We start from the raw sequence: 20,462 nt of genomic DNA, 5'->3' as shown, positions 1-20,462 counted from the left end.
CGCTCCCGTTCCCGCCTCCGGCGACGGCGACGCCGACGGCTCCGGCGCGCAGGCCGCCGCGGGGACCGTCGACCGGAAGGACAAGGGGGTCGCCGGGGCCTACGCCCCGCGGGGCTCGGCCGCTCCGGTGGCCGCGCCCGAGGCGCGGCAGGCGCTCGGCAAGGACGGCAAGGCGCTCAGTCTCCGCTTCGTCCTGCCCTCGGGCCCCGGCTCCGAGTCGCTGCGGGCGGTCGGCGACCGGATCGTCCGGATGCTGGACGCGGTCGGCATCCGCACCCAGGTCACCAAGGTGTCCGACGACAGTTTCTTCAAGGACCACGTGGCCTCGGGCGACTACGACCTGGCCCTCTACTCCTGGCCCGCGACCGCCTTCCCCGCGACCGACGCCCGGCCGATCTTCGCCAAGCCCGAGCCCGCCTCGGACGGCTCCCTCCTGGTCGAGCAGAACTACTCGCGGGTCGGCACCGACCGCATCGACCAGCTGTTCGACCAGGCGGCGGGGACCCTCGACGAGGAGGCGGCCCGTGACCTGGTCAGGCAGGCCGACGCCCGGATCTGGGCCGCCGCCGGTTCCCTCCCGCTCTACCAGCGCCCCCAGCTCGTCGCGGCCAGGGCCGAACTGGTGAACGCCGGGGCCTGGGGTCTCGGCGTCCCCCGCTACCAGGACATCGGCTTCCGCAAGCCCGTACCGGCCAAGGGTGCGGAGCCCAACCGCTGAAACTCCTGAAAGAGCAGGTCACAACCTCAGAAGCAGCTCAATTTCCTTGCCCGCCGGTCACCCCGGCGGGCAAGATCGCGTGCGCCCTTCGACCCGGCCGCATCACCTCCCCCGCCTCCCCGGGACGTCCCGGGAGCCCCGCTCCGCTCTCGACCGGGGAAGCCCCTTGCGCGGCAGGCCCGTACCATAGGACGTAGCCGTGGCGCGTCCGCCCGGCGGGCGTACGAGGAACAAGACGCCGCACCCACGATCCGAGAGAAGCGCAAGCACCCATGCCCACGCGCCACGACATCCGTAACGTCGCCATCGTCGCCCACGTCGACCACGGCAAGACGACCATCGTCGACGCCATGCTCAAGCAGGCCGGTGCCTTCGCCGCCCACCAGCAGCTCGACGACCGCATGATGGACTCGAACGACCTGGAACGTGAGAAGGGCATCACGATCCTCGCCAAGAACACGGCGGTGAAGTATCACCCCAAGGACGGCGGCGCCCCGATCACCATCAACATCATCGACACCCCCGGTCACGCCGACTTCGGTGGCGAGGTCGAGCGCGGTCTGTCGATGGTGGACGCGGTCGTCCTCCTCGTCGACGCCTCCGAGGGCCCCCTCCCGCAGACCCGCTTCGTGCTGCGCAAGGCGCTCCAGGCCAAGATGCCGGTCATCCTCTGCATCAACAAGACGGACCGCCCGGACTCCCGGATCGACGAGGTCGTCAACGAGACCTACGACCTCTTCCTCGACCTGGACGCCGACGAGGAGCAGATCGAGTTCCCGATCGTCTACGCCTGCGGCCGTGACGGCATCGCCTCGCTGACCAAGCCGCAGGACGGCACCGTCCCGGCCGACAGCGAGAACCTGGAGCCGTTCTTCTCCACGATCCTGGAGCACGTCCCGGCCCCGACGTTCGACGAGGACGCGCCGCTCCAGGCCCACGTCACCAACCTCGACGCCGACAACTTCCTCGGCCGCATCGCGCTGCTCCGCGTCGAGCAGGGCGAGCTGCGCAAGGGCCAGACGGTCGCGTGGATCAAGCGTGACGGCACCATCCAGAACGTCCGCATCACCGAGCTGATGATGACCGAGGCGCTCACCCGCAAGCCGGCCGAGGTCGCCGGTCCCGGTGACATCTGCGCCGTCGCCGGTATCCCCGACATCATGATCGGCGAGACGCTGGCCGACCCGGAGAACCCGATCGCGCTGCCGCTGATCACGGTCGACCAGCCCGCGATCTCCATGACCATCGGCACCAACACCTCGCCGCTCGTCGGCCGCGGTGGCACGGGCAAGGGCGCGGACGCCAAGACCGCCGTCAAGCACCGCAAGGTCACCGCCCGCCAGGTCAAGGACCGTCTGGACCGCGAGCTGATCGGCAACGTCTCGCTGCGCGTCCTCGACACCGAGCGCCCCGACGCCTGGGAGGTGCAGGGCCGCGGTGAGCTGGCGCTCGCCATCCTGGTCGAGCAGATGCGCCGTGAGGGCTTCGAGCTGACCATCGGCAAGCCGCAGGTCGTCACCAAGGAGGTCGACGGCAAGATCCACGAGCCCGTCGAGCGCCTCACGGTCGACGTGCCCGAGGAGCACATGGGCGCGGTCACGCAGCTCATGGGCGTCCGCAAGGGCCGGATGGACAACATGTCGAACCACGGCTCCGGCTGGGTCCGCATGGAGTTCGTCGTTCCGTCCCGCGGCCTGATCGGCTTCCGTACGGAGTTCCTCACCAACACCCGCGGCACGGGCATCGCCCACTCGATCCACGAGGGTCACGAGCCGTGGTTCGGCACGCTGACGACCCGTAACAACGGTTCGCTGGTCGCCGACCGCGCCGGTGCCGTCACCGCCTTCGCGATGACGAACCTCCAGGAGCGCGGTGTGCTGTTCACCGACCCCGGCACCGAGGTGTACGAGGGCATGATCGTCGGCGAGAACTCGCGCTCCGACGACATGGACGTGAACATCACCAAGGAGAAGAAGCTCACCAACATGCGCTCCTCCTCGGCCGACTCCTTCGAGGCGATCGTCCCGCCGCGCAAGCTCTCCCTTGAGCAGTCGCTGGAGTTCTGCCGCGACGACGAGTGCGTCGAGGTGACCCCGGAGGCCGTCCGCATCCGCAAGGTCATCCTCGACCAGAACGCGCGCGGTCGCGCGTCCTCCCGCGCCAAGAACGGCTGAGCGCCAGATCGGTCGGACGAGGCCGCATGAGGCCGATGAAGGCGGGGTAGATCACGGTTCTGTGATCTACGCCGCTCTCGCCCGACCCAGGTCGGCACCGGAGCCCGGACCCCCACAGACACTGTGGGGGTCCGGGCTTTTCGTCAACTTGAGTCAACTTGATTTCAACGGGTGAGTGTCCGCATATCGGCGATCGCTCTCCGGTACGTGTGTTAACGGTCCGTTTCGGGGGTGTCTGTCTGTGCTCAGTTTGTCCGGATTTCGGTATGCGGACCTGCGGCGATGTTGTCAAAACGAGACCACTTAAGTGTGGTTTACAGCCCGGACGTACTTAATAGTTGGCTCCATTGAGCTCGGGTCAATGGGTCACGCACTGTGGGGAGTGCCGACTCACGAGCACACTCGGGGTATCGGAGTGCTAAGCCGTCAGGGGTGTCGGCGAAACTCCGGAAATACCCCTCTTGTAGTGACAAAGTGGACTCATGAGGAGGAACCCATGCGCGGTGCCAAGAGCGCCAAGTGGGTAACGGGCGCGATCATCGTCGCCCTGGCTGCGACCGCCTGTGGCGGGGGCAAGAGCGGTGGCGACAGTGCCAAGGGCGCCGTCGACCCGAACGGAATCTTCTCCATCGAGCTGGGTGAGCCGGAGAAGGCCCTGCTCACCGGTGACACGATGGAGTCCAACGGCTCCGCCGTCATGTCCGGTCTGTACTCGACCCTGGTCGACTACAAGACCGACGGTTCCCTGGAGATGATCAACGCCGAGTCGGTCACCACGACCGACTCGAAGACGTGGACCGTCAAGCTCAAGCCGGGCTGGACCTTCCACGACGGCACCCCGGTCACCTCCAAGTCCTACGTGGACGCGTGGAACTGGAACGCCAGCCTGAAGAACGCCCAGGGTCTCTCCTCCTGGTTCGCGGACATCAAGGGCTACGACAAGGTCCACCCGGACGCCGAGGGCGCCAAGCAGACCGCCGACAAGCTCGATGGTCTGACCGTCGTCGACGAGACGACCTTCAAGATCGAGCTGACGAAGGCCGTCCCGTACTTCGGTCACAAGCTCGCCTACATCGTCTTCGCCCCGCTCGCGGAGTCCTTCTACAAGGACCCGGTCGCCGGTGGCCAGAAGCCGGTCGGCAACGGTCCCTACAAGTTCAAGAGCTGGGACCACAAGAAGAAGATCGAGATCACTCGATTCGACGACTACAAGGGTCCGAACAAGGCGAAGAACGGCGGTGTGGTCTTCAAGAACTACACCACCCTCGAAGCCGCCTACGAGGACCTGAAGTCCGGCAACGTCGACGTCCTGCGTCAGATCGCGCCGAAGGACCTCCCGGTCTACCGCCAGGACCTCGGCGACCGCGCCGTGGACCAGCCGTACTCCGCGATCCAGACCGTCGCCGTCGCCTTCTACGCCGACCAGTGGAAGAAGCCGAAGGCGATCGACCCGCGCGTCATCCAGGGTCTGTCGATGGGCATCGACCGCGCCACCATCACCAAGACGGTTCTCCAGGGCACGCGTGAGCCCGCGACCGGCTGGGTCGCCAAGGGCGTCCTGGGCTTCCAGGAGGACGGTGGCGCCGGCGTCACCAAGTTCGACCCGGCGAAGGCCAAGGAACTGATCAAGGCCGGCGGCGGCGTCCCCGGCAACAAGATCTCGATCCAGTTCAACGCCGACGGCGGCCACAAGGAGTGGGTGGACGCGGTCTGCAACTCCATCCAGCAGTCCACCGGCGTCCAGTGCGTCGGCGACGGCAAGCCGGACTTCCAGGCCGACCTGACCGCGCGCAAGACCAAGCAGGTCAAGTCGCTGTACCGCTCCGGCTGGGTGCTCGACTACCCGGTGAACGCCAACTTCATCTCGGACCTGTTCCGCACGGGTGCGGCCGGCAACCAGGGCGACTTCTCCAACAAGGAGCTGGACGCCAAGATCGCCAAGGCTGACTCCGCCGCGACGCTGGACGAGTCGGTGAAGCAGTTCCAGGCCATCGAGAAGGACCTGGTCAACTACATGCCGTCCATCCCGCTCTGGTACTACAAGGTCAACGCGGGCTACTCCGAGAAGGTTTCGGGCGTGGCTTACGGCCAGGACGGCGACCCGATCCTGACCGGCGTCGAGGTCAAGAAGTAATCACCCAAGCGTAGTCCGTACGCCGACACGGGGCTGATGGATCGTCAGTCCCGTCTCGGTGCCTTACGCAGCGGCTGGGGGGCCCTTCCGCGACATGATTCTGCCCGAAACCGGGCAGACCATGTTGTGGGAGGGCCCGTCGCCTGCCGCTGTCACATCTCAACGGAGGCATGATGGGGCGTTATGTCGCACGACGACTGCTCCAGATGATCCCGGTCTTTCTCGGGACAACCCTGCTGATCTTCCTCATGGTGCACAGCCTTCCCGGTGATCCCGTGCTGGCCATGTTCGGCGACAAGGGCGCCGACCCGGCGACGCTCGCCGCGAAGCGCCATGAGCTGGGTCTCGACAGGTCCTTGCCGGTGCAGTACGTCACGTACATGTGGGACATGATCTGGCACCAGGACTTCGGCAACCAGATCCGCAACGGGCGGCCGGTCACCGAGGTGCTGGGCGACGCGTTCCCCATCACGCTCCAGCTCGCGGCCCTCGCGTTCGCCATCGAGCTGATCTTCGGCATCGGCCTGGGCATCATCGGCGGTCTGCGCGCCGGCCGGCTGGCCGACAACGTGATCCTGATCTTCACCCTGCTGATCATCTCGATCCCGGTCTTCGTCCTCGGCTACATCATCAAGATGGTGTTCGCCTTCAACCTGGGCTGGATCGCGCCGAACGTCAGCACCGAGCCGGTCCTGAGCGAGATGATCGCCCCGGCCATCGTGCTCGGCGGACTCTCACTCGCCTACGTGGCACGGCTCACCCGTACCTCCATGGCGGAGAACCTGCGCGCCGACTACATGCGCACGGCCGTCGCCAAGGGCCTGCCCCGGCGCCGGGTCATCGGCGTCCACCTGATGCGCAACTCGATGATCCCCGTGGTCACCTTCCTCGGCACCGACATCGGCGCCCTCATGGGCGGTGCGGTCGTCACCGAGGCGATCTTCAACATCAAGGGCGTCGGTGGCGTCATCGCCGAGTCGATCTCCCGGCGCGAAAGCACCACCCTGGTGGGCCTCGTGACCATCCTGGTGATCGTCTACCTCGTCACCAGCCTCCTCATCGACCTGCTGTACGCGGTCCTGGACCCGAGGATCCGTTATGCCTGACGTGACCAAGACCGCGGCCGCCGTCGAGGACGCCGTCGCCACCCCCTCCGTGGACGCCTCCGCACAGGCGCCCAAGCCGGAGAAGGCCCGCAGCCTCTGGGGCGACGCCTGGGCCGACCTGCGCCGCAACCCGTACTTCATCATCTCCTCGGTACTCATCGCGCTGCTGCTGCTGATCGCGGTCTGGCCGACGCTCTTCACCAGCGCGTCCCCGACCAACGGCGACCTGGTCCACCACTTCCTCAGCAAGCCCGAGCTGGGCAAGATCGGCTCGGCCGAGTGGCTGGGCTACGACCAGCAGGGCCGCTCCGTCTACGCCCGGCTGATCCACGGCACCCGTGCCTCGATCATCGTCGGCATCTGCGTCACCGCGATCGTCACGCTCATCGGCGGCATCATGGGCATGATCTCCGGCTACTTCGGCGGCTGGGTCGACGCGCTCCTCTCCCGGATCACGGACGTCTTCTTCGGCATCCCGTTCCTGCTCGGCGCCATGGTCGTCCTCCAGGCGTTCGTCGAGCGCACCGTCTGGGTCGTCGTCTTCGCCCTGGCGTTCCTCGGCTGGACCCAGATCACCCGCGTCATGCGCGGTGCCGTGATCACGGTCAAGCAGGCGGACTACGTCCACGCCGCCAAGGCGCTCGGCGCCGGCACCACCCGGATCCTGCTCCGGCACATCCTGCCGAACGCCATGGCCCCGGTCATCGTCGTCGCGACCATCGCGCTCGGCGGCTACATCTCGGCCGAGGCGACCCTGTCCTTCCTCGGTCTGGGCCTCGCCGCCCCGACCGTCTCGTGGGGCGTCGACATCTCCGCCGGTGTCGCCCAGATCCGAGTGGCCCCGCACGTCCTGCTCTGGCCCTCGATCATGCTGAGCCTCACCGTTCTGGCGTTCATCATGCTCGGCGAAGCCGTCCGCAACGCCCTCGACCCCAAGCTGCGCTGAGGAGGGCGTAAAAGATGAGCAACATCGACAAGACCGCGGCCGTCCCCGCCCCCCGCGGCGGTGCCAAGGACGATTCCCCGCTGCTCGAAGTGCGCGACCTGCACGTCGAGTTCCACACCCGTGACGGCATCGCCAAGGCCGTCAACGGCGTCAACTACTCGGTGAACGCGGGCGAGACCCTCGCCGTGCTCGGCGAGTCCGGCTCCGGCAAGTCCGTCACGGCCCAGGCCATCATGGGCATCCTCGACATGCCTCCCGGCAAGATCCCGCAGGGCGAGATCCTGTTCCGCGGCGAGGACATGCTGAAGATGTCCGAGGAGGAGCGGCGGAAGATCCGCGGCTCGAAGATCGCCATGATCTTCCAGGACGCGCTGTCCTCCCTCAACCCGGTCCTCAGCGTCGGCTACCAGCTCGGCGAGATGTTCCGGGTCCACCAGGGCATGTCCAAGAAGGACGCCAGGCTCAAGTCCATCGAGCTGATGGACAAGGTCAAGATCCCCGCCGCCAAGGCGCGGGTCTCGGACTACCCCCACCAGTTCTCCGGCGGCATGCGCCAGCGCATCATGATCGCCATGGCACTGGCCCTGGAACCGGACCTGATCATCGCCGACGAGCCCACCACGGCTCTCGACGTGACCGTCCAGGCCCAGGTCATGGACCTCCTCGCGGAGCTCCAGCAGGAATACAACATGGGCCTGATCCTGATCACTCACGACCTCGGCGTCGTCGCCGACGTCGCGGACAAGATCGCCGTGATGTACGCGGGCCGGATCGTCGAGCAGGCGCCGGTGCACGAGCTGTACAAGCGCCCGGCCCACCCGTACACCAAGGGTCTCCTGGAGTCGATCCCGCGCCTGGACCAGAAGGGCCAGGAGCTCTACGCGATCAAGGGCCTGCCGCCCAACCTGCTCCACGTGCCCACCGGCTGCGCCTTCAACCCGCGCTGCCCCATGGCCGACGACATCTGCCGCACGGAGATCCCGGCACTCGTGCCGGTCACCGAGCAGGACGGCGCGGATCTCCCCGGCCGTAAGAGCGCCTGCCACTTCTGGAAGGAGACGATCCATGGCTGACCTCAGCAAGAACGACGAGGCCGTGGCGGCCGCCGTCGAGGCCCCCGTGGGCCGCGGCGAGCCGATCCTCCAGGTGCGCGACCTGAAGAAGCACTTCCCGCTGACGCAGGGCATCCTCTTCAAGAAGCAGGTCGGCGCGGTCAAGGCCGTGGACGGGGTCTCCTTCGACCTCTACCAGGGCGAGACCCTCGGCATCGTGGGCGAGTCCGGCTGTGGCAAGTCCACCGTCGCCAAGCTCCTGATGAACCTGGAGCGGGCCACCGCGGGCGAGGTCTTCTACAAGGGCCAGGACATCACCAAGCTGTCCGGGCGCGCCCTGAAGGCCGTCCGCCGCAACATCCAGATGGTGTTCCAGGACCCGTACACCTCGCTGAACCCGCGCATGACGGTCGGCGACATCATCGGCGAGACCTTCGACATCCACCCCGAGGTGGCCCCCAAGGGCGACCGGCGCCGCCGGGTGCAGGAGCTCCTGGACGTCGTCGGTCTGAACCCGGAGTACATCAACCGGTACCCGCACCAGTTCTCCGGCGGTCAGCGCCAGCGCATCGGCATCGCCCGGGGCCTCGCGCTCAACCCGGAGATCATCATCTGCGACGAGCCCGTCTCGGCCCTGGACGTCTCCGTCCAGGCGCAGGTCATCAACCTGATGGAGAAGCTCCAGGACGAGTTCAACCTGTCCTACCTCTTCATCGCGCACGACCTGTCGATCGTCCGGCACATCTCCGACCGCGTCGGCGTGATGTACCTCGGCAAGATGGCCGAGATCGGCACGGACGAGCAGATCTACGAACACCCCACGCACCCGTACACCCAGGCGCTGCTCTCGGCCGTGCCGGTGCCGGACCCGGAGGCCCGCGCGCACCGCGAGCGGATCATCCTCACCGGTGACGTGCCCTCGCCGGCGAACCCGCCGTCGGGTTGCAGCTTCCGCACCCGCTGCTGGAAGGCGCAGGAGCGCTGCTCGCAGGAGTCCCCGGTGCTCGCGATTCCGGAGCGCTTCCAGGGGCAGGACACCCCGGCCGCGCACTTCTCGGCGTGCCACTTCGCCGAGGAGAAGCAGGTCGTGCCGGTGAACTGACGCGCCACCGCGCCGACGTACCCCGAGGCCCCCGGCCACCCGCAAGGGTGACCGGGGGCCTTCGCGTCGTCCCCCGTGTCTCCGTCTCCCATCCCCGCCCCTCGCCCCCCCGCCCTCTCGTCCCCCTGTCCCGCCGTCCCCCGCGCCCGCCCGGTGACGTCCCATGGGACGGCCGTACGGGCATCCCGTTCCCGTCCCGCGCCCCGGCCCGTCCCGGGCGACCGTCGGGACGCGGCCCCTCGCCCGTACCCCTGCTCCCACCCCGGCCTGGACCGTCCCGGGCGGCCCCGGCGCCCCGGCGTACCGCCCGGGACGGAACGGGCCCGCCGGGACGACCGGGACGGCGGGCGGGACTGGCAGCGTTTGCGGTGCCGCGGCGCAACCGAGCCGCGACCGCCGCTTCAGCAACAGGGGGAACACCATAAACGCGCTCACCCGCAGATTCGCCACCGCCGGTTCGGCCCTCGCCCTGGCCGCTTCGAGCCTCCTCATCGCCACCGCCCCGGCCTCGGCGGCCGTCTCCTGCTCCGGTTCCACCTGCGACGGCCTCGACCCCGCCACCTCCGTCTGCCAGAACGACGCCCGGACCATCCAGACCGCCGACTGGGGCGTGGAGCTGCGCTACAGCCCCACCTGCCGGGCCGCCTGGGCCCGCAAGACCAGCGGCGGGTCCCTCGACACGACGATCTGGATCCACAACTCCCAGGGCGCGTCCCAGGGGGTCTACTACGGCGGCTACGGAACCGTGTACACCGCCATGGTCAACGACAAGGGCGTCACCGCCTGGGCGTGCGAGACCCGCGCCTACGACACCCTCCAGACCCACTGCACCAGTCGCTACTGAGCGTAGGAGCACCCCTCATGACCTCGGAATCCCTGCCGAACCCGCGCCGCCGCGCCTTCCTCGCCGGCGGGCTCGCCCTCGGCACCGCGGCCGTCCTGCCCCTGTGGACCCCCGGCCGTGCCCAGGCCGCCGGCACCCCGGCCATCGCGGGCACCGGCGCCTGGGGCGCCCGCCCGGCGAACGGCCCCCTCCAGGTGCTGCCGACCCCGCCGCAGAAGATCATCGTGCACCACACGGCCACCGCCAACGTGACCGACTACTCGCAGTCCCAGGCCTTCCAGCTCGCCCGCTCCATGCAGAACTGGGCGATGGACGACCGCCAGTGGAACGACACCGGCCAGCACTTCACCGTCTCCCGGGGCGCCTACGTCATGGAGGGCCGCCACAACAGCCTGGCCGCGCTCCAGAACGGCACCCAGACCGTGGAGTCGGCGCACTGCGTCGGCCAGAACACCATCGCCATCGGCATCGAGAACGAGGGCACGTACACCACCGTCGACCCGCGCGGCGAGCAGTACGCGACCCTGGTCGACCTGTGCGCGTACATCTGCGGCCAGTACGGGCTGCGCGCCTACCAGATCTACGGGCACCGGGACTTCAACGCCACCCAGTGCCCCGGCGACCGCCTCTACGCGATGCTCCCGCAGCTCCGGCAGGCCGTGGCCGCCCGGATCGGCGGGGACCCGACGGCCCCCGTCTGGCCCCTCGTGCACAACGGCGACTCGGGCGACCGGGTCCGCGCCCTCCAGCACCTCCTGGTCAGGCGCGGCGCCACGATCACCGTGGACGGCGGCTTCGGCCCGGCCACCGAGCAGGCCGTACGGGACTTCCAGACCCTGATGACGGCGACTTCCGACGGCTACGCGGGCAACCAGACCTGGCACCAGCTCGTCGTGCCCGTACGCCAGGGCGACACCGGAGAGGCCGTCAAGGCCGTACAGCTGCTGCTCACGGCCAAGGGCGTCCCCACCGACGCGGACGGGGACTTCGGCCCCGGCACCCGGTCCGCGGTCGCCTCCTTCCAGTCCACGGCGGGACTGCCCTCCGACGGGCTCGCCGACGCGCGCACCTTCAGCCGCCTCCTCGTCTGACGGCGCGTCCCCTCCCCGCCCCACCCCTCCCCGCCCCACCCCGCTCCGGCCCATCCCGCCGACCCATCCCACCGGCCCGGATCCACCCGACCGGACCCCGCAAGGAGAAGCCCACCGTCATGTCGTCGACCATCCGGCCGCTCCGCCCCGCGCCGGGGGCGGCCTCCCTCGCGGCCCTCGCCGCGTTCGCCGCCCTGCTGGTGCTCATCGTCCTGGGCACCCCCGCGCACGCCCTCTCCGGTGCGCTCGTCCCGACCCAGAGCAAGGGCAACCGGGGCTCGGACGTCGTCGCCCTCCAGTACCTGCTGGACGGGCAGGGCGCCCAGCTGACCGCCGACGGAGTCTTCGGCGCGGGCACCGACACCGCCGTCCGCTCCTTCCAGTCCTCCCACGGCCTCGGCGCCGACGGCATCGTGGGACCCCAGACCTGGCGGGCCCTGACCGGCACCGTCCGGGAGGGCAACCAGGGCGAGGCCGTCAAGGCCCTCCAGTACCTGCTGAACGCCAAGCGCGGCGCGGGCCTCACCGTCGACGGCGCCTTCGGACCGGGCACCGCCTCGGCCGTCCGCTCCTTCCAGAGCCACGCCGGTCTCGGCGCGGACGGGGTCGTCGGCCCGGACACCTGGACCAACCTGCTCTGGCACTACGAGTACGCCGACTACACCTCCGGCACCCTCTGCAACCAGAACCCGGACGGCAACGCCTCCGCCGACTGGGGGACCGGCGCCGCCGTGGCCCAGCTGGAGGCCGGGGCCCGTACCTTCGCCGCCCTCGGCCGGGGCAAGGTCCCGGTCGGTGACATCGGCTTCGAGCACGGCGGCTCCATCTACGGCCACGCCACCCACCAGGTGGGCCTGGACGCCGACTTCTGGCCCGTGCGCACCGACTCGGCGCAGTGCACCGGCTCCCGGATCACCTGGGAGTCCGGCGCCTACGACCGGGGTGCCACCCGCGAGCTGGTCAAGGCCCTGCGCGCCGCCGCGCCCGGCCACGTGAAGCTCGTCTACTTCAACGACCCGCAGCTGATCGCGGAGGGGCTCACCGTCGCGTACCCCAACCACGACAACCACCTGCACATCCGCTACTGCGAGCCGGTTCACCAGGACGTGAACTACCAGTGCTGAACAGAGAGTTCGAGGAGACACCCATGACACTCGCGAGAAGAATCCCCGCCCTCGCGGCCACGCTGCTCGCCGCCCTCGTCACCGCGCTCGTGGCCGGAGTGCTCCAGGCCGCCCCCGCCTTCGCCGCCGACTGGCCGCTGGTCAAGAACGGCAGCTCCGGCGTCCAGGTGACCACCGTTCAGCACCTGCTGACCGCCCGCGGCTACGCGGTCGGCGCCGACGGCGCGTTCGGCGCGGGCACCGAGACCAAGGTCCGCTCCTTCCAGAGCGCCAACGGCCTCTCCGCCGACGGCGTCGTCGGTGCCGACACCTGGTCCCGGCTGGTCGTCACCGTCCACAAGGGCGACAACAACTCCGGGGTGCGGGCCGCGCAGACGCAGCTCAACCGGTACGGCGCCGGGCTCGCCGTGGACGGCGACTTCGGCGACGGCACCGACGTCAAGGTCCGCTCCTTCCAGTCCTCGCACGGTCTCGACGCGGACGGCGTCGTCGGCCCCGACACCTGGCGCGCCCTGGTCACCGGCACCTCCGGCGGCAGCGGCGGCAACAGCGGTCTGCTGACCCACTCCCAGGCGGCCGCCAAGTTCTCCTCCGCGGGCATCGGCTGGGCCTCCTCGGGCGGCTGCTCCGACCGCAACAGCACCGCCTGCACCTCCTTCGACGGCCTGCGCCAGGCCTCCGCCGACGGCGCCGTCACCCTGCGCGGTGCGAGCGGCTGCGCGCTGACCATCACGGGCGGTACGGAGACGGGCCACGCCAGCGGCACGTACAGCCACTGGAACGGCTACAAGCTGGACTTCGCGATGACCAGCTGCCTCACCAACTACGTCACGGGCACCTTCACCTACTCCGGCAAGCGCGGTGACGGCGCCTCCCTCTACACCGCCGCCTCGGGCAACGTCTACGCCAACGAGGGCAGCCACTGGGACGTGACCTTCCTCAACTGACCGGATGTCCGCGCCGCGCCGGTCCGGCGGCGCAGGGTATGTCATGTCAGCGCGATACTCTCCCCGTTCACACGCTGTCCCAACAGCAGAGCGGGGGGAGATTTCGTGTTCGACGAGGGGGGATACGGCTCCGAGGAGCCGGCGAGAGCCCATGGCCGACTGGCGGCCAGGATGCGGGCCGTGAAGGAACGCTCGGGGCTGAGTTACGGCCGGCTGGCCGACAAGACGCACTACAGCCGCTCCTCCTGGGAGCGTTTCCTCAACGGCAAGCAGGTACCGAGCCGAGTCGCGGTCGAACAGCTCGCGGCCGCGGCGGGGGAGGAGGCGGAGGCGGCGCCCCTGCTCGCGCTCCTCGACGAGGTCCTGGCGAGCGAGCGCGCCGCCCTCGGCATCGGACCGGGAGCCGGGCCCGCGCAGGGCGCCGCCGTCGGGCCGGGCGCCGCCGTCGGGCCGGGCGACGGGTCCGGGGAAGGAACCGCCGCCGAACCGGGAGCCGGGCCGGAGCAGGGGGCCGCCGTCGTCTTCGCACCCGCCCTCGCGACCGGCTCCGGGGCCGGTTCCGAGGCGGCTTCCGCGTCCGACCGGGACCCCGTGGTGCCGCCACCCCCACAGGTGGCAGCGCGGGAGGCCTGGCGCCGCAAGGCCACCTCGTATCTGCCCGCCGCGCGGGCGCTCGGCTATGTGACCCTGGGGGCGCTCCTCGGCACCGTGGCCAGCGTCCTCGTGCTCGCGCCCGGGACGGGCTCGGGGGGTGACGGGGGCGCCGTCGTCGCCGCTCCCTCCACGTCGGCGGGGGCCGCCGACGGCGACCGGGGCAAGGGCGCCCAGACGGTCCCGGCGGCCGGGAGCATCAAGGTGGGCTGTACGAGCGACACCTGTCTGCGCAGGGAGCCGCAGGCCATGGACTGTCAGTGGGACGCCACCACCGTGCGGCAGACCTGGCTGCGCGGGATGCAGATCGAGCTGCGCTACAGCGCCGCCTGCCAGGCCGTGTGGGGCCGGATCGAGGGCGGGACCGTCGGCGACTCCGTCACCATCAAGGACAGGGGCGGGCACCAGATGAGTTCGGAGATCCGGGTCGAGCGCGACACGTACACCCGGATGCTGGCGGTGGCGGCGGACCGCCCCTGGCAGGAGGTGACGATCTGCGGGATGATCCCGCGTTTCCACGAGCAGGAGTGCTCGCCGGTCGGCGCCGTACAGCCGTGAAGGAACCCGCGAAGGAATCCGCGAAGGAGCCCGTGAAGGGGCCCGTGGAGGAATCCGTGCGGGGGGTCTCCCGGACAGCGGACGCCGAGATGCGTCCCTGTCCGGCTTGGGGTGATATGGGGGCCTAAGTCTCGGAAGAGTAACGGGAGGCACTCCATGCGCGGAGCCACGCACGCCCAGTGGGCCGCTCTGGCCGTCGCCGTCGCCCTCGCGGCGACGGCCTGTGGCGGTGGTGGCGACGGCGGTGGTGGCGGCGGCGGTGCCGACGGCGTCGTCAGCTCCTCGTGGGGCGACCCGCAGAACCCGCTGGAGCCCGCCAACACCAACGAGGTGCAGGGCGGCAAGGTCCTCTCCATGATCTTCCGGGGCCTCAAGCAGTACGACCCGAAGACCGGCGAGGCCAAGGACATGCTCGCGGAGAAGATCGAGACCACCGACTCGACCAACTTCGCCATCACCGTCAAGGACGGCTGGACCTTCTCCAACGGCGAGAAGGTCACCGCCAAGTCCTTCGTCGACGCCTGGAACTACGGCGCCAACCTGAAGAACAACCAGCGCAACGCCTACTTCTTCGGGCAGATCGAGGGCTACGACAAGATCCACCCCGACCAGGGCGAACCCACCGCCGAGACCCTGTCGGGACTCAAGGTCACCGGGGACCGCACCTTCACCGTCAAGCTCACCCAGAAGTTCTCCACCTGGCCCGTCACCCTCGGCTACGCGGCCTTCGCCCCGCTCCCCAGGTCCTTCTTCGACGCCCACTCCGACTGGCTCTCCCGGCCCGTCGGCAACGGCCCGTACACCGTCGACTCGTACACCAAGGGCTCCCAGATGGTGCTGAAGCGCTGGGACGGCTACCCCGGCGAGGACAAGGCGCGCAACGGCGGCGTGACCCTCAAGGTCTACACCGACAACAACACCGCCTACACCGACCTGACCGCCGGAAACCTCGACCTCGTCGACGACATCCCCGCCGCCCAGCTGAAGAACGTCAAGGCCGACCTCGGCGACCGCTACATCAACGTCCCCGCCGGCATCATCCAGACCCTGTCGTTCCCCTTCTACGACTCGGGATGGAACAAGCCCGGCCAGGAGAAACTGCGCCAGGGACTCTCCCGGGCCATCGACCGCGACCAGATCACCCAGACGATCTTCCAGAAGACCCGAACCCCCGCCGTCGACTGGACCTCCCCTGTCCTCGGCGAGAAGGGCGGCTTCAAGGACGTCTGCCAGGAATTCTGCACGTACGACGCCGCCGAGGCGAAGAAGCTCGTCGCCGAGGGCGGCGGCATCCCCGGCGGCACGATGACGATCTCGTACAACGCCGACACCGGCTCCCACAAGGAATGGGTCGACGCGGTCTGCAACTCCATCAACCGCGCCCTCGGCAACAACCGCGCCTGCGTCGGCAACCCCATCGGCACCTTCGCCGACTACCGCAACCAGATCACCGCGCGGAAGATGCGGGGCCCCTTCCGGGCCGGCTGGCAGATGGACTACCCGCTCATCCAGAACTTCCTCCAGCCGCTCTACTACACCGACGCCTCCTCCAACGACGGCAAGTGGACCAACGCGGAGTTCGACAAGCTCGTCGACCAGGCCAACGCCGAAGCCGACACCCAGAAAGCCGTCGGCCTCTTCCAGAAGGCCGAAGGGGTGCTCCGCGACCAGATGGGCGCCATCCCCCTCTGGTACCAGAACGGCAGCGCGGGCTACTCACAGCGGCTCGAACACGTCGCCCTCAACCCCTTCAGCGTCCCGGTCTACGAGCAGATCACGGTGAAGTGACGCCGTAGCGGGCCCCCTCGCGCCTGGCCGGGGCCCGGACCACACCCCTCCCGGACCCCGTACGACCAGGAGCCGACCCCCGGAGCCTCCCATGGGCCGATATGTGATTCGACGGCTGCTCCAGATGATCCCCGTCTTCTTCGGGGCCACGCTGCTGCTGTTCCTGATGGTCAACGTGATGGGCGACCCGATCGCCGGACTCTGCGGCGACCGCGCCTGCGACCCGGCGACCGCCGCCCGGCTGCGCGAGGAGTACGGACTCGACAAGCCGGTCTGGCAGCAATACCTCACGTACATGGGCAACGTCTTCACCGGGGACTTCGGCACCGCCTTCAACGGGCAGCCGGTCACCGAACTCCTCGCCGACGCCTACCCCGTCACCCTCCGCCTGACGATCGTGGCGATCCTCTTCGAGATCGTCATCGGCATCACGCTCGGCGTCCTCAGCGGGCTGCGGCGCGGGCGCGCCGTCGACACCGGCGTCCTCGTCACCACCCTCGTCGTCATCTCCGTGCCGACCTTCGTCACCGGCTACGTGCTCCAGTACCTCTTCGGCGTCCAGTGGGGCTGGGTCTCCCCGACGGTCTCGCCGGGCGCGCCCTTCGACGAGCTGATCCTGCCCGGCATCGTGCTCGCCTCCGTCTCCCTGGCGTACGTCACCCGGCTGACCCGCACCTCCGTCGGCGAGAACGTCCGCGCCGACTACGTCCGCACCGCCATCGCCAAGGGACTCCCGCGCCACCGGGTCGTCACCCGGCACCTGCTGCGCAACTCGCTGATCCCCGTCGTCACCTTCATCGGCACCGACATCGGCGCGCTCATGGGCGGCGCCATCGTCACCGAGCGGATCTTCAACATCCACGGCGTCGGATACCAGCTCTACCAGGGCATCCTGCGGCAGAACACCCAGACGGTGGTCGGCTTCGCCACCGTCCTCGTCCTGGTCTTCCTGGTGGCGAACCTCCTCGTCGACCTGCTCTACTCCGTCCTCGACCCCAGGATCCGCTATGCCTGACCCCTACGAGAAAGAGGGCGCCATCGCGGCGACCGGCGCGGGCGGCGCGATGGACCTCGCCGCCAGCGAGGCGATCGCGGCCGGCCAGGAGCCCGGCGGGTCCACCCGGGGCCCCGGCGAGAAACCCCGCAGCCTCTGGTCCGACGCCTGGCGGGACCTGCGACGCAATCCCGTCTTCCTGCTCTCCGCCCTGATCATCGTCTTTCTCGTGGTCATCTCCCTCTGGCCCTCCCTGATCGCCTCCGGCGACCCCCTCGACTGCGACCTCGCCAAGGCGCAGGAGGGCTCCCAGCCGGGCCACCCCTTCGGCTTCGACGCCCAGGGCTGCGACGTCTACACCCGCACGGTCTACGGCGCCCGCACCTCCATCACCGTCGGCGTCCTCGCCACCCTCGGCGTGGCGCTCCTCGGCAGCGCCCTCGGCGGGCTGGCCGGGTTCTTCGGCGGCACCTGGGACGCGATCCTCTCCCGCGTCACCGACATCTTCTTCGCCATCCCCGTCGTCCTCGGCGGTCTCGTCCTGCTCTCGGTCATCACCAGCAACACCGTCTGGCCCGTCATCGGCTTCATGGTGCTGCTCGGCTGGCCGCAGATCTCCCGGATCGCCCGGGGCTCGGTCATCACCGCCAAACAGCACGACTACGTCCAGGCGGCCCGCGCCCTCGGCGCCTCCAACTCCCGGATGCTGCTGCGGCACGTGGCACCCAACGCCGTCGCGCCCGTCATCGTCGTGGCCACCATCGCGCTCGGCACCTACATCGCCCTGGAAGCCACCCTGTCGTACCTCGGCGTCGGGCTCCGGCCCCCGACCGTCAGCTGGGGCATCGACATCTCCGCCGCCTCGCAGAACATCCGCAACGCGCCCCACATGCTGCTCTGGCCCGCAGGCGCCCTCGCCGTCACGGTGCTCGCCTTCATCATGCTCGGCGACGCCGTCCGCGACGCCCTCGACCCCAAGCTCAGGTAGGGACCCGATGCTGCTCGAAGTACGCGATCTGCACGTGGAGTTCCACACCCGGGACGGGATCGCCAAGGCGGTCAACGGCGTCGACTACTCCGTCGACGCGGGCGAGACCCTCGCCGTCCTCGGCGAGTCCGGCTCCGGCAAGTCCGTCACGGCCCAGGCCATCATGGGCATCCTCGACATGCCCCCGGGCCGGATCACCGGCGGCGAGATCCTCTTCCAGGGCCAGGACCTGCTGAAACTCAAGGAGGACGAGCGGCGCGGGATCAGGGGCGCCCGGATGGCGATGATCTTCCAGGACGCGCTGTCCTCGCTCAATCCGGTCCTCAGCGTCGGCGACCAGCTCGGCGAGATGTTCCGGGTCCACCGGGGCATGTCCCGCAAGGACGCCCGCACCAAGGCCGTCGAACTCATGGACAGGGTCCGCATCCCCGCCGCCAGGGAACGCGTCGGCCAGTATCCCCACCAGTTCTCCGGCGGCATGCGCCAGCGCATCATGATCGCCATGGCGCTTGCCCTGGAACCGGACCTGATCATCGCCGACGAGCCCACCACGGCTCTCGACGTCACCGTCCAGGCCCAGGTCATGGACCTGCTCGCCGAACTCCAGCGCGAACTGCGCATGGGGCTCATCCTCATCACCCACGACCTCGGCGTCGTCGCCGACGTCGCCGACAAGATCGCCGTCATGTACGCGGGCCGGATCGTCGAACGCGCCCCCGTCCACGAGATCTACCGGGCCCCCGCCCACCCCTACACCAAGGGCCTTCTGGAATCGATCCCCCGCCTCGACCAGAAGGGCCAGGAGCTGTACGCCATCAAGGGCCTCCCGCCCAACCTCCTGAAGATCCCGCCCGGCTGCGCCTTCAACCCGCGCTGCCCCCTCGCCCGCGACGTCTGCCGCACCGACGTGCCCCCGCTGTACGACGTGACCGAGTCCCCGGTGCCCCGCTCCAGCGCCTGCCACTTCTGGAAGGAGTGCCTCCATGGCTGAGGCGATCCTCGAAGTCCGGGACCTGCGCAAGCACTACCCGCTCACCCAGGGCATCCTCTTCAAGAAGCAGGTCGGCGCGGTCCGGGCGGTCGACGGCGTCGACTTCGACCTCGCGGCGGGGGAGACCCTCGGCATCGTCGGCGAGTCCGGCTGCGGCAAGTCCACCGTCGCCAAGATGCTGGTCAACCTGGAACGGCCCACCTCCGGCTCCATCCGCTACAAGGGCGAGGACCTCACCACCCTCTCCCCCCGCGCCCTCAAGGCCGTCCGCCGCAACATCCAGATGGTCTTCCAGGACCCCTACACCTCGCTCAACCCGCGCATGACGGTCGGCGACATCATCGGGGAGCCGTACGAGATCCACCCCGAGGTCGCGCCCAAGGGCGACCGGCGCCGCAGGGTGCGCGACCTCCTCGACGTCGTCGGGCTCAACCCCGAGTACATCAACCGCTATCCGCACCAGTTCTCCGGCGGCCAGCGCCAGCGCATCGGCATCGCCCGGGGCCTCGCCCTGCGGCCCGAGGTCATCGTCGCCGACGAACCGGTCTCCGCCCTCGACGTCTCCGTCCAGGCCCAGGTCGTCAACCTCCTGGAGAGACTCCAGTCCGAGTTCTCCCTCTCCTACGTCTTCATCGCCCACGACCTGTCGATCGTCCGGCACATCTCCGACCGCGTCGGCGTCATGTACCTCGGCCGGATCGTCGAGATCGGCAGCGACGCCCAGATCTACGACCACCCCACCCACCCGTACACGCAGGCCCTGCTCTCCGCCGTCCCCGTCCCCGACCCCGGCGCGCGCGCCCACCGCGAGCGGATCATCCTCAGCGGCGACGTCCCCTCCCCGGCGAACATCCCCTCCGGCTGCCGCTTCCGCACCCGCTGCTGGAAGGCCCAGGAGCGCTGCGCCCTGGAAGTGCCCCTGCTCGCCGTCCCCGCCGTCTTCCGCCTCGTCGACACCCCCGCCCGACACGACTCGGCCTGCCACTTCGCCGAGGAGAAGCGGGTGGTCCCACCCGACCCCGAGAACCACCCCGAAGCCGGGACCCCACCCGTCCCCGGGACCCCACCCGAAGCCGGGACCCCACCTGCCTCCGAGACCCCATTCACCCCTGGGACCCCACCCACCCCTGAGACCCCACCCACCCCCAGGACCCCACCCGACCCCGAGGAGCACCCCGAGGACCACCCCTAGGTCCACCCCTAGGTCCACCCCCGAAGACCGCCCCGGAGCCGGAAACCCGCCCCGACCCGGTC

At 69.5% G+C, this 20,462-nt stretch carries 16 protein-coding genes and 2 pseudogenes; all 18 read left to right on the top strand.

What is annotated here, in order from left to right:
- Window positions 1–718, top strand: a pseudogene (locus BU197_RS22295) (ABC transporter family substrate-binding protein); the annotation flags it as partial.
- A 272-nt stretch (window positions 719–990) separates the two neighbouring features.
- Window positions 991–2,892: a translational GTPase TypA gene (gene typA / locus BU197_RS22290; RefSeq protein WP_188270084.1), complete on the top strand. Its 1,902-nt coding sequence runs from the start codon at window positions 991–993 to the stop codon at window positions 2,890–2,892.
- 496 nt (window positions 2,893–3,388) lie between these two features.
- Window positions 3,389–5,026, top strand: coding sequence for an ABC transporter substrate-binding protein (locus tag BU197_RS22285; protein WP_188270083.1), 1,638 nt, complete (start codon window positions 3,389–3,391; stop codon window positions 5,024–5,026).
- 173 nt (window positions 5,027–5,199) lie between these two features.
- Entirely contained in the window at window positions 5,200–6,132 is a 933-nt protein-coding gene (locus BU197_RS22280) for an ABC transporter permease (RefSeq protein WP_188270087.1), read from the top strand.
- Window positions 6,125–7,078: an ABC transporter permease gene (locus BU197_RS22275; RefSeq protein WP_188270082.1), complete on the top strand. Its 954-nt coding sequence runs from the start codon at window positions 6,125–6,127 to the stop codon at window positions 7,076–7,078. Before BU197_RS22280 ends, BU197_RS22275 begins: the two co-directional genes overlap by 8 nt.
- A 14-nt stretch (window positions 7,079–7,092) precedes the next feature.
- Entirely contained in the window at window positions 7,093–8,151 is a 1,059-nt protein-coding gene (locus BU197_RS22270; protein WP_188270081.1) for an ABC transporter ATP-binding protein, read from the top strand.
- Window positions 8,144–9,232 carry an ABC transporter ATP-binding protein gene (locus BU197_RS22265; RefSeq protein ID WP_188270080.1) on the top strand — a complete coding sequence of 363 codons (1,089 nt, stop codon included), beginning with the start codon at window positions 8,144–8,146 and terminating at the stop codon, window positions 9,230–9,232. The genes BU197_RS22270 and BU197_RS22265 overlap by 8 nt, the downstream gene beginning before the upstream one ends.
- A gap of 163 nt (window positions 9,233–9,395) precedes the next feature.
- Window positions 9,396–10,076, top strand: coding sequence for a DUF2690 domain-containing protein (locus BU197_RS22260; protein ID WP_188270079.1), 681 nt, complete (start codon window positions 9,396–9,398; stop codon window positions 10,074–10,076).
- Window positions 10,077–10,093: 17 nt separating this feature from the next.
- The gene (locus BU197_RS22255) at window positions 10,094–11,167 is read left to right on the top strand and encodes an N-acetylmuramoyl-L-alanine amidase (protein ID WP_188270078.1); all 1,074 of its coding nucleotides are present in this window, start codon (window positions 10,094–10,096) and stop codon (window positions 11,165–11,167) included.
- Between the two features lie 119 nt (window positions 11,168–11,286).
- A complete protein-coding gene (locus BU197_RS22250) occupies window positions 11,287–12,291 on the top strand; it encodes a penicillin-insensitive murein endopeptidase (protein WP_188270077.1) in 1,005 nt (334 codons plus the stop codon).
- A 23-nt stretch (window positions 12,292–12,314) separates the two neighbouring features.
- Window positions 12,315–12,602: pseudogene (locus BU197_RS30685) on the top strand (peptidoglycan-binding domain-containing protein); the annotation flags it as partial.
- 48 nt (window positions 12,603–12,650) lie between these two features.
- The gene (locus tag BU197_RS30680; RefSeq protein ID WP_411158520.1) at window positions 12,651–13,238 is read left to right on the top strand and encodes a peptidoglycan-binding domain-containing protein; all 588 of its coding nucleotides are present in this window, start codon (window positions 12,651–12,653) and stop codon (window positions 13,236–13,238) included.
- 105 nt (window positions 13,239–13,343) lie between these two features.
- Window positions 13,344–14,447, top strand: coding sequence for an XRE family transcriptional regulator (locus tag BU197_RS22240; RefSeq protein WP_188270075.1), 1,104 nt, complete (start codon window positions 13,344–13,346; stop codon window positions 14,445–14,447).
- 156 nt (window positions 14,448–14,603) lie between these two features.
- The gene (locus BU197_RS22235) at window positions 14,604–16,235 is read left to right on the top strand and encodes an ABC transporter substrate-binding protein (protein ID WP_188270074.1); all 1,632 of its coding nucleotides are present in this window, start codon (window positions 14,604–14,606) and stop codon (window positions 16,233–16,235) included.
- 91 nt (window positions 16,236–16,326) lie between these two features.
- Window positions 16,327–17,250 (top strand): ABC transporter permease, encoded by a 924-nt coding sequence (locus BU197_RS22230; protein WP_188270073.1) that lies wholly within the window; start codon window positions 16,327–16,329, stop codon window positions 17,248–17,250.
- A complete protein-coding gene (locus tag BU197_RS22225) occupies window positions 17,243–18,217 on the top strand; it encodes an ABC transporter permease (protein WP_188270072.1) in 975 nt (324 codons plus the stop codon). Before BU197_RS22230 ends, BU197_RS22225 begins: the two co-directional genes overlap by 8 nt.
- 7 nt (window positions 18,218–18,224) lie before the next feature.
- The gene (locus BU197_RS22220; RefSeq protein WP_188270071.1) at window positions 18,225–19,208 is read left to right on the top strand and encodes an ABC transporter ATP-binding protein; all 984 of its coding nucleotides are present in this window, start codon (window positions 18,225–18,227) and stop codon (window positions 19,206–19,208) included.
- On the top strand, window positions 19,201–20,400 hold the full coding sequence (locus BU197_RS22215) for an ABC transporter ATP-binding protein (RefSeq protein WP_223182576.1): 1,200 nt from the start codon (window positions 19,201–19,203) through the stop codon (window positions 20,398–20,400). The genes BU197_RS22220 and BU197_RS22215 overlap by 8 nt, the downstream gene beginning before the upstream one ends.
- Window positions 20,401–20,462 lie beyond the last annotated feature (62 nt).

The sequence above is a fragment of the Streptomyces sp. CBMA291 genome (assembly GCF_014596525.1).
Taxonomy (GTDB): domain Bacteria; phylum Actinomycetota; class Actinomycetes; order Streptomycetales; family Streptomycetaceae; genus Streptomyces.
The sequence above is the reverse complement of the archived record's forward strand: the minus strand, read 5'-3'. Positions and strand labels throughout refer to the sequence as shown.